The 12362-nt window shown below is 41.8% G+C and carries 11 protein-coding genes; 1 reads left to right on the top strand and 10 read right to left on the bottom strand.

The window, feature by feature from the left end; translation table 11 throughout:
• Nucleotides 1-55 precede the first annotated feature (55 nt).
• The 4 genes from NSS67_RS14980 to NSS67_RS14965 all read right to left on the bottom strand — a co-directional run bounded on the left by NSS67_RS14980 (nucleotide 56) and on the right by NSS67_RS14965 (nucleotide 4335).
• Nucleotides 56-295 (bottom strand): hypothetical protein, encoded by a 240-nt coding sequence (locus NSS67_RS14980; protein WP_339320259.1) that lies wholly within the window; start codon nucleotides 293-295, stop codon nucleotides 56-58.
• Nucleotides 296-400: 105 nt separating this feature from the next.
• Nucleotides 401-1240: an aldo/keto reductase gene (locus NSS67_RS14975; protein ID WP_339320258.1), complete on the bottom strand. Its 840-nt coding sequence runs from the start codon at nucleotides 1238-1240 to the stop codon at nucleotides 401-403.
• Nucleotides 1241-1403: 163 nt separating this feature from the next.
• On the bottom strand, nucleotides 1404-3284 hold the full coding sequence (gene htpG / locus NSS67_RS14970; protein ID WP_339320257.1) for a molecular chaperone HtpG: 1881 nt from the start codon (nucleotides 3282-3284) through the stop codon (nucleotides 1404-1406).
• A gap of 175 nt (nucleotides 3285-3459) precedes the next feature.
• Complete coding sequence (locus NSS67_RS14965; RefSeq protein ID WP_339320256.1) at nucleotides 3460-4335, bottom strand: LysR family transcriptional regulator; 876 nt, start codon at nucleotides 4333-4335, stop codon at nucleotides 3460-3462.
• Nucleotides 4336-4456: 121 nt separating this feature from the next.
• Here NSS67_RS14965 and dapA point away from each other — a divergent pair, with 121 nt between their 5' ends.
• Nucleotides 4457-5353 (top strand): 4-hydroxy-tetrahydrodipicolinate synthase, encoded by an 897-nt coding sequence (dapA, locus tag NSS67_RS14960; RefSeq protein WP_339320255.1) that lies wholly within the window; start codon nucleotides 4457-4459, stop codon nucleotides 5351-5353.
• 176 nt (nucleotides 5354-5529) lie between these two features.
• Here the strand turns inward: dapA and NSS67_RS14955 are convergent, their stop codons facing one another.
• The 6 genes from NSS67_RS14955 to rny all read right to left on the bottom strand — a co-directional run bounded on the left by NSS67_RS14955 (nucleotide 5530) and on the right by rny (nucleotide 12157).
• A complete protein-coding gene (locus NSS67_RS14955; protein ID WP_339320254.1) occupies nucleotides 5530-6903 on the bottom strand; it encodes a DEAD/DEAH box helicase in 1374 nt (457 codons plus the stop codon).
• A 491-nt stretch (nucleotides 6904-7394) separates the two neighbouring features.
• Entirely contained in the window at nucleotides 7395-7967 is a 573-nt protein-coding gene (locus NSS67_RS14950) for a phosphate propanoyltransferase (protein ID WP_042128797.1), read from the bottom strand.
• Nucleotides 7968-8105: 138 nt separating this feature from the next.
• Nucleotides 8106-9071: a membrane dipeptidase gene (locus NSS67_RS14945; protein ID WP_339320253.1), complete on the bottom strand. Its 966-nt coding sequence runs from the start codon at nucleotides 9069-9071 to the stop codon at nucleotides 8106-8108.
• Nucleotides 9072-9219: 148 nt separating this feature from the next.
• Entirely contained in the window at nucleotides 9220-9480 is a 261-nt protein-coding gene (locus tag NSS67_RS14940) for a stage V sporulation protein S (RefSeq protein ID WP_019910496.1), read from the bottom strand.
• A 199-nt stretch (nucleotides 9481-9679) separates the two neighbouring features.
• A complete protein-coding gene (locus NSS67_RS14935) occupies nucleotides 9680-10474 on the bottom strand; it encodes a TIGR00282 family metallophosphoesterase (RefSeq protein WP_339320605.1) in 795 nt (264 codons plus the stop codon).
• Between the two features lie 141 nt (nucleotides 10475-10615).
• The gene (gene rny, locus NSS67_RS14930) at nucleotides 10616-12157 is read right to left on the bottom strand and encodes a ribonuclease Y (protein WP_042128807.1); all 1542 of its coding nucleotides are present in this window, start codon (nucleotides 12155-12157) and stop codon (nucleotides 10616-10618) included.
• Nucleotides 12158-12362 lie beyond the last annotated feature (205 nt).

Below are 12362 nucleotides of genomic sequence, written 5' to 3'. Positions count from 1 at the left end.
AACTGTTAATAATACACATTTAGCCCCAAGAAGGAGTAATTCCTTTTCAATTTCTTCAATTTAAGCTTTTTAACATGTTAACTCGTTCTTTCAATACTTGAAGATGTTCATCACGATTTAAACGTTGAAATTCTCCATGATCATTGTTTAATATTTGGGAATAATGTTCGCTAAGAACAATAATACTACGCTCGGATGATTCATCTTGTGCTTGAAGTAGCTTCAGCGCTTTTAAAACGGATGTCTTTCCTGCATGTGAATAACCCTCTATGATAATTCCTCTTATATGGCTCATTCAAGACCTCCAACTAGCAATATTTGAAAATGCCTTATTCGTATTCTCATAACCAGTTTCAATAGACACTCGCCAGTTCATCAAAGATTTTGGCGTATCCTCGTTTTAACTAGAAAAATTCAACATAATTTTTTGTACCCATTCCGGTATGTTAAAATATGGTTTTCTCTTATCAATGGATGCTATTTTAGCCATATCCTCTTTTGATAATTCAAAGTCAAAGATCGCAAAATTGCTTCTAATATGCTCTGGATTGCTTGACTTTGGGAAAACAATATTCCCAATCTGGATGTGCCAATGCAGTATAATCTGAACATTGCTTTTGCCATATTTTTTAGCCAGCTCTGTTATTACAGGATTTGATAACAGTTTCTTATTCCCATGTCCCAACGGATACCATGCTTCCATAAGAATGTCGTTCTTCTCCAAAAAAGTTCTTAGCTCTTTCTGTTGTTCATAAGGATGACATTCCACCTGGTTTACAACCGGTTTAATTTTTGCAACATCCAGAATTTTTTGTACGCGGCTGATATTAAAGTTACTGATGCCGATAGATCTGATTTTCCCTTCACCCACCTCTTCTTCCATCGTTTTCCATGCGCCGATATAATCTTCATATGGACGGTGTAACAGCATCAAATCAATATAATCGACCTGCAATGCATCTAGAGAATTCTGTATCGCTTTCTTTGCTTTATCATAGCCAAAGTTTGTTGGCCAAAGTTTTGTTGTCAAAAAAATATCCTCTCTAGGTATTCTAGACTCCTTAATAGCTTCTCCAACTGCTTTTTCATTTTTATAAACCTGGGCAGTATCAATATGGCGGTAGCCTATTTTCAATGCATTCAGTACGCTTTGTTTGCATTCTTCATGATCCTTGATCATAAATACGCCAATACCCATCTGTGGTATTTCATAACCATTGCTTAATTTCAAATTCCTCATATCGGAAATACCTCCTTGTGACATGCTTGCCCTTTTTTTCGCATAAAAATATCCCCTCCAAGTGCCACTCGAACCTACAAGATAACATGTTGGTTTTTTCGAGTATCTACTTGAAGAGGATAATACCCAATCGTAATACCATTGGATGATCTTTTCGCTAAAATTATTTCATGATTTTGCAAATATCATTCGTGAATTGAACAGGATCACTTACTTGCAATCCTTCGATCAGCAGAGCTTGGTTGTATAGCAGGTTCGTGTATAAGCCGAGCTTTTCTTTATCGTTCTCAGAAGCAGCTTTCAAGGACTGGAATACTTCGTGATGAATGTTGATTTCGAGTACCTTATCCGCTTGAACCTCTTGGCCATTCGGCATCGATTTCAGGATTTTTTCCATCTCGATTGTCAATTCACCTTCTGCAGAGAGACAAACTGGATGAGTCTTCAAACGCTTGGAAGCTTTAACATTCTTAACTTTGCCGGACAGGATGTCCTTCATCGCTTCAAAAAGCTCCTTGTTCTCGTTCTCTTCCGCTTCCGTTGGCTTGTCCGCTTCGTCGGCTTCGATCCCTAGATCTCCGCTGGATACGGATTTGAATTCTTTTTCCTTATAAGACATGATCATCTTGATCGCGAACTCATCAATATCATCAGTGAAGTAGAGAATTTCATAGCCTTTATCCGATACAAGCTCGGTTTGTGGAAGCTTCTCGATTCTGTCGATCGACTCACCGGAAGCGTAATAGATATACTTCTGATCTTCTGGCATTCTTGATACGTATTCATCCAGCGTTACCAGCTTCTTCTCCTTGGAGGAGTAGAACATCAGCAAATCTTGAAGGGTGTCTTTGTGCATACCATAATCATTGTACACACCGAACTTAAGCTGTCTACCAAAAGCATTATAGAACTGCTCGTATTTCTCTCTTTCATCCTTCAACAGGCTTTGCAGTTGGCTCTTCACCTTATTCTTAATGTTCTTAGCGATCAAGGTCAACTGACGGTCATGTTGGAGCATCTCTCTGGAGATGTTCAGTGAAAGATCCTCTGAATCCACCATACCTTTTACAAAGCTGAAGTAATCAGGCAGCAGATCCGCACATTTGTTCATAATGAGTACACCATTGGAATAGAGCTCAAGACCTTTTTCATATTCCTTCGTGTAATAATCAAATGGCGTATTCTCTGGGATGAACAAGATTGCATTGTATACTACAGCACCATCGGCACTGATATGGATATGTTTAAGCGGTTTGTCGAAGCCATAACGTTTCTCTGCATAGAAATTATCATAATCTTCAGTAGTCAGCTCATTTTTGTTCTTCCGCCAGATTGGCACCATGCTGTTCACGGTTTGCTCTTGAACAACTTCCTCGAACTCATTTTCTGTGCCTTCTTTTGGCTTTTGCTCCTTCACATCCATTTTGATTGGGAAACGGATAAAGTCAGAGTATTTCTTGATGATGGTTTTCAGGCGATATTCTTCCAAATATTCATCATATTGATCTTCTTCGGTATTCTCTTTAATTTTCAAAATCACTTCAGTACCTACAGAATCCTTCTCGACAGGCTCGATGGTATAGCCATCAGCGCCCTTAGACTCCCATTTAAAGGCCTCGTCGCTACCAAGCGCCTTACTGATCACTATAACATCATCAGCCACCATAAACGCAGCGTAGAAGCCAACACCGAACTGTCCGATGATATTGTGGCCATCTTTAGCTTCATTCTCTTTCTTAAAAGCAAGAGATCCGCTCTTCGCGATCGTTCCTAAGTTGCTCTCCAGCTCCTCTTGTGTCATCCCGATACCAGTATCGGAAATCGTCAAGGTTCTGTTCGCCTTATCGGCAGTCACTTTAATATAATAATCTTCTTTATTGAAGACCAGGCTTTCATCGGCTAATGCTTTGTAATAGATCTTATCAATCGCATCACTTGCATTGGAAATCAGCTCGCGCAGGAAAATTTCCCGTTGTGTATAAATGGAGTTAATCATCATTTCCAGCAATCTTTTCGATTCGGCTTTAAACTCTTTTTTGGCCATGAATAAGTAGATCTCCTTTCAAAATAAACATTTTGTCCAACACAGTATGGTTAGCACTCAAATGTGTTGAGTGCTAATTCTTCTTTTTATATAACATAAACTGATTTTGAATGTCAATATTTACAGCGATTTTCGTTAAATAATGCTATGTTTTGCATATAAATTTAGGAAATAACTAATGATTCTCAAGTAACATTTGGGTTAGAAATTGCAACGGCTGCGACTTCCATTTTTTAGGATGCATCAGAAGCTGCAGATCAAAATGAATTTCTGGATGTACAAAGGACAGCTCGGCCAGGTTCCCCCGCTCAATTTCTTCCTCTGCAACAATTTTCGGTAACAAAGCAATTCCAAGACCATTCATAACACAACGTTTGATCGCCTCCAAATTCGAAAGCTCAAAACCTATGCGGAATATGATCCCGTGCTCTTTTAACAAGTTCTCGAACAGACTCCGATAAATACAGCTCTCTTCAGAGACAATTAATTCGCAGTTATTTAGATCCTGTAGAGTTACCTTATCTATTTGGGCAAGTGGATGATTAATGGGGGCTATCAATACAAGCGGTTCGTCTCTAACGATCGTACGCTCAAGCAGAGAATCTGTCGTGGTACGGTCGAGCATTAAGCCGATATCTACTTCCCCATCTTTTATTTTAGCCACAAGATTAGCTTCCTGCATCGTTTGCAGATGAATATCCAGCTTCGGGAATTTCGTCCTCAACTGCTGTAGATAAGGTGGTAAATAAAATGCAGCTAATGAATCAATCGTACCAATCGTTAGCGTGCCCCCTATTTGCTGGGCGATAGTTTCTTTAGAACGATCATACAGATCCAAAATCTCCACAAACAGCTTCAAAAGCTCTTCTCCAGGCGGAGTAAGACGCAGTTGTCGGCCATGCCTTTCTATTAAAGGCACACCGTATTCCTTCTCTATTTTCTGTATTTGCATCGTAACACTCGACTGCGCGTAACCTAGCTCTTCCGCAGCCCGTGTAAAGCTCTGACGTTTAGCCACCTCGCGAAAGGTTCGTAAATAGGTTAAATCCATTACCTCACCCTAACATCAATATTTTTGATGATACACATCATTTATTATAGCTAACGACGATGCAACATTCCATGGTAAAGTGTATGTAGAGGAATTAAAATAATTTGGAGGCCGATAATTTATGCTTACAGAACAACAGGTTTATGGAATTTATGTCCCCGTGGTCACCCCGTTCAATGCTGCTGGTGAAGTTGATTTGGATTCGTATCAGCGTTATGTAAAGAACATTATTAACAACAGCATACAAGGTCTGGTCGTTAATGGAACCACCGGTGAATCGCCAACTGTAACCGTAAATGAAATGCAGCTTCTAGTAAACACTTCTCGTGAGCTTTTACAATCTACATCGATCCCTTTAGTAGTCGGCACAGGAACCAATGACACTGCTTCCACGGTAGCACGCACTGAGATCGCAGCTAACCTTGGAGCTGATTGCGCACTAGTAGTCGTCCCTTATTATAGTCGTCCATCGCAAGAGGGCATTATTGCCCATTTCCGCAAAGCAGCAGAAGTAGGCATTCCGATCATGGCTTATGACATTCCAAGTCGTACGGGTACCGCTATGACCGTTGATACTGCACGCACGATCCTAGAAATGAATAATGTTGTCGGTTTAAAAGACTGCTCAGGCAGCACTAAAATGGTTACCGAGTTAGTCCGTACGGGTTCCAAGCCTGTGCTTGGTGGCGATGACTCCCTCTTTTACGAAATGCTTAGCTGCGGGGCAGCTGGAGGTATGCTTGCTACTGCGAACGTTTATCCTGCAGAATGCATCCGCATCTTCGAAGCCTTCAAATCGGGTCAATTAGACTTGGCAAAAGAAAACTTTGAACAGCTACTGCCGATCATCCATCTCTTGTTCAAGGAATCGAATCCCGCTCCTATCAAATGGATGCTTAGCCAGAATGGCTTAATCGATTCGGATACGCTTCGCCTCCCTATGACATCTATCAGCACAGTGCTTCAGCAAGAGCTCAGTTCTTATGTTCAGGACAGCGTGATTGAAGCGACCGTATAAGAGAACATACAACAGCCGTTATACAGTGAAGAACTGTTTAGCGGCTTTTTTTGTATTCCTTCAAACTTTCTTAATGCTTACATTTATCAAACACACTTTCAAACAAAAAAACCATCAGTATTACTCTGACGGTTTTGAGATCTTACTATATAGAACGTTCAGCACTTAAAGAAAGCTTATCTGCTGGTCGTTTTTTGTTTTCCCTTTGTGAACCATTCAGACTTTGGCTTGAGTGGAGGGTTAGACTTAGGCTTTGCTTTAGCAGGTTTAGCTGCCACTGATTTAGATGACGCTGGTTTAGCTGCCGCTGGCTTAGCTGTTGCTGGTTTGGAAAATGATGATTTAGCAGATGCTGATTTCGAACCTGACGGTTTCGAAGAGCGTTCTGTCTTCATTTGCGTTTTACGAGACATAGGATACGGATGATCCTTCACTTCTGGAATCGATTTTCCGATCAATTTCTCGATATCTTTAAGGAATGGAAGCTCTTCAGATTCGCAAAAAGAAATTGCCGTTCCGCTTAATCCAGCTCTACCGGTACGACCGATTCGGTGCACATAGGTTTCTGGAATATTCGGCAGGTTGAAGTTGATTACGTGAGACAGCTCATCAATATCAATGCCTCGAGCAGCGATATCCGTAGCTACAAGAACCCGGGTTGCCCCACTTTTAAAATTCCGTAATGCATTCTGACGATCATTCTGCGATTTATTACCGTGAATGGCTTGAGCAGCAATGTTCACTTTCGCTAGATCGCGTGTAACACGGTCCGCTCCACGTTTTGTACGAGTAAATACCAACGCTGAAACGATGGATTTATCCTGTAACAGAAGATTCAATTGATTTTGCTTATTTCCGTTCTCTAATAAATAGATCGATTGGTTGATTCTCTCCGCAGTAGATGACACAGGTGTGATTTCTACTTTCACTGGATTCACAAGCAAGGTTTTGATCAATTTAGAAATTTCAGTAGGCATCGTTGCCGAGAAGAACAGCGTTTGTTTCTTCGTAGGCATTTTGGCGATAATTCTCTTCACATCATGGATAAAGCCCATATCAAGCATCCGGTCAGCTTCATCCAAGACAAGTATTTGAACATACTGTAGATCTACACGTTTTTGATTGATTAAGTCGATGAGTCTACCTGGTGTAGCAATAAGAATATCAGCACCTTGATTCAGGGCACGCTCCTGCACTTTCTGTGATACACCGCCAACTATGGCAGCAGAGCGGATATCTGTGTATTGACTATACGCTTTTATGTTATCAGCAATTTGAATCGCTAGTTCTCTTGTCGGTGTTAAGATTAATGAGCGAATGCGTCGCACATTGCTTGATTTGGTTGGGCTTATTTGTTCGCTTAATAATTGAATAATTGGCACGGAAAATGCAGCTGTCTTTCCTGTTCCCGTTTGTGCACATCCAAGTAAATCTCTACCCGCTAATACAGCTGGAATCGACTGCTCCTGTATCGGTGTAGGTGATGTATAGTTTTCTTTGCTTAAAGCCTTTAATATCGCAGGCATAATATTCAGTTCGTTAAATGTCATTGGGTCTCCTTAATTTCTAATACATATATTCTTAACAAAAAATCCTTTTGTCACGTCATAAACAATAATCATAACACAATTAGTCACATAATAATAGATTTTCTTTATCATCACATTATTTTTCATTAAAAATCCATTTCAGGATACGATCCACTATGCTCTTGCAATAGCAATTTACTTCTACCAGTTTATCTGAGCCACCTTTTTGTGGAACGATCGGACTCAGACGTCCTTATTTTGAAGATTCGTGGCATTTTACGGCGCTATCGGACTCAGATGCAGCTATTCACGTAATTGAAGCTCAAATCAATACAAATATAAGGCAATAAGAGCTATGCAGTCCGATATCTTAACAAAACACGTCAAAAAACTGATATAGCTGCAATACAGTCCGATACATTTAACCGGTTAGCTCTGAGACACAACGTTTCCCAGCACACAACAAAAAAAGCGGAGGAATTCTCCCCCGCTTCTCATCATTCGTATTAAGATTAGTCTACGATTTCAGCAGTATCGCCATTGTTGGCACCAGCAGCATTAGCTTCGTCGGTGTCAATGTGCATATCAAGCTTGAAGCTGTCGGATACACGAGCAATTACGTTCTCCAATACGAGACCGCGGTCGCCACCGAGACGAACTTTAAGCAATTGCTTATCAGCAATGCCCCAAGCTTCAGCTTCGGAAGTGTGGAAGTGAATGTGACGAGCAGCGATAATAACGCCTTGTTCTAGTTCAACTTCACCAGCAGGTCCTTTAAGCGTAATGCCAGGTGTTCCTTCAATATTTCCAGATTCGCGAACTGGAGCTTTCACGCCAAGTGCGAAGGAGTCAGTACGGGAAATTTCCAATTGGGAAGCCGGACGAGCAGGTCCCAAAATTCTTACCTTGTCAAATTTACCTTTGCTACCGATAACTGCTACTTGTTCGTTTGCTGCAAATTGTCCTGGTTGGGAGAGTGGTTTGAACTCAGTCAATTGATATCCTGGGCCAAACAGAGCCTCCACGTGCTCTTGCGTAAGGTGAATATGTCTAGCCGACACACCTACGGGTACAGTCTTACTCATAGTAAAGTCACTCCTTGTATTTTCTCTAGTATCTGTACAAGCCATTAATCATTATACATCTTCTTACCCAAAAATAAAAAGGCCTGCATCATAACGAAGGCCCTTTTTCCGATATTTTATGGTTTTTGAACAAGATTGTCATGGTTTAGACACCTGAGAGGGCAAGTTTGTGCTTAAAAAAGAGGTCGCATTCTCATACATCCAGCCTTTCACAGTATCCTCCGGATAATATCGAAGTAGCTGCTCTATAAGATCAGGGTATTTTCCCGGATGCTCCAACTTCTCTACCCATGTATCAATGCCGTCAAAATCAGAACCAAACATCATAAGCTTCTCTCCACCAAGACTACACACATGTTCAATATGCTTTAACAAATCATCCATTCGAGCCTTCCCATCATCACATACAAACCACGGGTAAAAGGTCAGTCCCATTCTTCCGTCCATTGCAATTAGCGCTTTTATCTGTTCATCATTTAAATTTCTAACGTGACCACAAATGGCTGCAGCATTCGAATGAGAGGCTATAAATGGCCGAGAGCTTAGATCTGCTAGCTCCCAGAATCCTGCTTGTGACAAATGAGAGACATCCAGCAGCATTCCACTGTGGTTGCACCACTCTATCAGCTTTCTCCCTTTCTCCGTAAATCCACCATTACGCTTCTCGAGCACACCGTCTGCTGCCCAATTCGCATAATTCCAAGTCACACCAAGAAACCGTACTCCGAGTTCGAAACAGAGCTGCGCATAAAACAAGTTCCCTTCTAAGCCGTCTACGCCCTCCAGAGAGAGCATTGCTTGAGGAGGTGCTCCAACTAATCGATTCCCCACTTCCTCCCTCCACCGTAACCACTGAAGCCCATCTGTGTTTATTATCTTTTGCCTAAAGAGATCAATTTGTCCTAGAACATGTTCAAAGCTAGGTTTACCTCTGGCAGCTGAAAGGTATATCGCAAAACATTGCAGCTCCACTCCACCAGACGCCAGCCGGTCTGCAGTAACATCTAGCCGAGGATCGTTGTCAAAATTAATATCCGGAAAAGTCTGCATTTTGCTCAGCACATCACAATGAAAATCCGCTACCTTAAGCTTTTTAGCCCTCATTCTGCAACCCCACTTTCTCGCAGTTCCAGCATCACAATTCATTTCCAAGTGCCTATTTCAGATACTATGCATCAAAACTCCAGACTATAAATCAAAAGCAAAAAACCTGTTTACAAAAGTAAACAGGTTCAATCATTCTATAGGTCTATTATCTGGGTTCAACAATCAGTTTAATCGCGGTTCGATCTTCTCCATCAATCACTATGTCTGTGAACGCAGGAATGCAGATTAAATCAACTCCGCTTGGTGCTACAAATCCCCGGGCAATGGCAACTGCTTTGACTGCTTGATTCAGTGCTCCAGCTCCAATAGCTTGTAATTCGGCCGATCCACGTTCACGAAGAACACCTGCTAATGCGCCGGCGACGGAATTCGGATTGGATTTAGCTGATACTTTTAATACATCCATAGTAAGTACCTCCCCTGGGAAAATAATGGTGTTCTTCCACTACTTTAGATGTTATTCGCGAGAGAAGAAATAATTCCTTCTTTTTACGGACCACGTCTTCCAAAAATGGTATAGAAGATACTCTTTTTCGATATAAAAAATATCACACTTTTCCCTACACGGCGAAATTACCCGGATTAAACTAAACTTTATTCTTCTCTTAGCTCATAATCCATTCATCTTCACGAAGCCGTATCTTCTCCAGACGAGTTGCCGCGCCAGTATTTTCATCTAATTCTGCAAATAAACCATGAAGCTGCCACTTGCCTTCATCGACAACAAAACGTGCTGGAAGCTGTGTAGTGAACTTATAAAGTACTGCATCTCTTTCCATACCCAGAATTCCTTCGCTTGAACCAACCATTCCCGCATCGGTCAAATACGCAGTTCCTCCTGGCAAGATCACATCATCATTCGTTTGAACGTGAGTATGAGTTCCCACTACAATCGAAGCGCGACCATCCATGAAATACCCCATGGCGATTTTCTCAGAGGTTACCTCTGCATGGAAATCGACAAGAATACATTTATGATCTCTACGAAGCTCTTCAACAATTTCTTCACCGACACGGAAAGGACAGTCAATAGCGGGTAAAAACGTCCGGCCTTGCAAATTTACTAAGGCCAGTTCTTTACCGTTCCCTTTAACAACTGTATAGCCTCTTCCCGGTGTTCCTGGAGGAAAATTGGCGGGACGAATAATCCGAGCCTCGTCGTCGATGAACTCAAAAATATCCTTGTTGTCCCATGTGTGATTCCCCATAGTTATACCGTGAACGCCCCAGTTAAAAAATTCATTAGCGATCGCTTTTGTGATCCCTCTACCAGCAGCGGAATTTTCACCATTAACAATAATAATATGTGGCTGATATTTACTTTTTAGTGAGGGTAACATCTCACGAAGAGCCTTTCTGCCAACATTTCCAACGATATCTCCAATAAATAGTACTTTAATGATTCTCTCCCCCTAATCTTAACCGCTATATCTAATGGATAAGACCTCATATTGAAAGAAAAAAGGCCCCGCTTAGGGGCCAATTTTCATCAAATATAAGAAAGTATAAGTTACATCTTATCCCTTAACCTTATATTCCACCTATTTAGCGTATTCAACAGCCCGTGTCTCACGAATAACGGTAACTTTGATATGTCCTGGATAATCCAGTTCACTTTCAATCATTTTCGTAATATCGCGAGCAAGACGGAATGCCTCTGCATCGTCAATCTTCTCTGGCTGTACCATCACGCGTACCTCACGGCCCGCCTGAATAGCAAATGATTTCTCAACGCCTTCGAACGACTCTGAGATTTCTTCCAGTTTTTCTAGACGTTTAATATACGTTTCCAGTGTTTCACGGCGAGCGCCAGGTCTTGCTGCCGACAATGCATCAGCTGCACCAACCAACATAGCAATAACCGAGGTAGCTTCGCAATCTCCATGATGAGACGCGATACTGTTGATAACAACCGGATGTTCCTTATATTTCTTCGCTAGTTCAACGCCGATCTCAACATGCGAACCTTCTACTTCATGATCCAGCGCTTTGCCGATATCATGGAGCAATCCTGCACGTTTTGCAAGCACGATGTCTTCCCCAAGCTCACCGGCCATCAGTCCAGTTAAATAAGCAACCTCCATGGAGTGCTTCAATACATTTTGACCATAGCTTGTACGGAATTTCAGACGACCCAGAATTTTGATCAAATCTGGATGCAATCCGTGAACACCCACTTCGAAGGTAGCTTGTTCACCATATTCGCGAATCCGTTCGTCCACTTCTTTGCGGGATTTCTCCACCATCTCTTCAATACGAGCTGGATGAATGCGTCCATCAGCCACTAGCTTCTCAAGTGCCGTACGGGCCACTTCACGACGGATTGGATCAAATCCCGACAAAATAACTGCTTCCGGCGTATCATCAATAATGAGGTCGATACCTGTAAGAGTTTCCAATGCGCGAATGTTACGGCCTTCACGACCGATAATCCGACCCTTCATCTCTTCGTTCGGCAGGGTAACAACTGAAACCGTTGTCTCCGCTACGTGATCAGCTGCACAGCGTTGGATAGCGAGTGTGATGATTTCGCGGGATTTCTTATCCGCTTCCTCTTTCGCCTGCTGTTCAATTTCTTTGATCATTTGAGCCGTTTCATGGCGAACTTCTTGCTCAACATTGCTAAGAATAATACTTCTTGCATCTTCGATGCTTAAATTGGAGATACGCTCCAATTCAGTAACTTGGTTTTTGTAAATAACATCAATTTGCTGTTGGGTTTCATCAATTCGTTTCTCTTTGTTAGCTACTTGTTCTTCTTTTCTTTCAAGCGATTCCATTTTTTTATCCAGAGATTCTTCCTTTTGCAGCAAACGTCTCTCTTGCCGTTGGATTTCATTCCGACGTTCACGAGTTTCTTTCTCAGCTTCAGTACGGATTCTATGGACTTCGTCCTTAGCTTCCAATACTGTTTCTTTCTTCAGCGCTTCAGCGTCCTTCTTCGCATTTTCTACGATGACAACAGCTTCTCTTTCTGCGCTTTGAATTTTAGCTTCTGCAAGGGATTTACGAATAAAATAACCGAACCCAAAGAATAATGCAGCTACAACGAGAACGATAATGACCCAGATCCATGCTTGCATCTGTTCACCTCCTCGTTGGTTCCTCTCCAAGGTATATCCCTGGGAATTGTGCAGTTGTTAAACTATCCGTTCATCACCATACAAAAAACCGGTAAATAACCGATTGCCATACTGCACATGCTGCACATGCACACTGCCCGCCTTATCCGGCGATTACATTTCATATGAGTTTGTACGCGAACCGTTTAAAAAGTCTCCTTTTTGG

Origin of the sequence: Paenibacillus sp. FSL R10-2734, from assembly GCF_037963865.1 — a bacterium.
Taxonomy (GTDB): Bacteria; Bacillota; Bacilli; order Paenibacillales; family Paenibacillaceae; genus Paenibacillus_AQ.
This window is presented reverse-complemented; position numbering and strand designations above follow the sequence as displayed.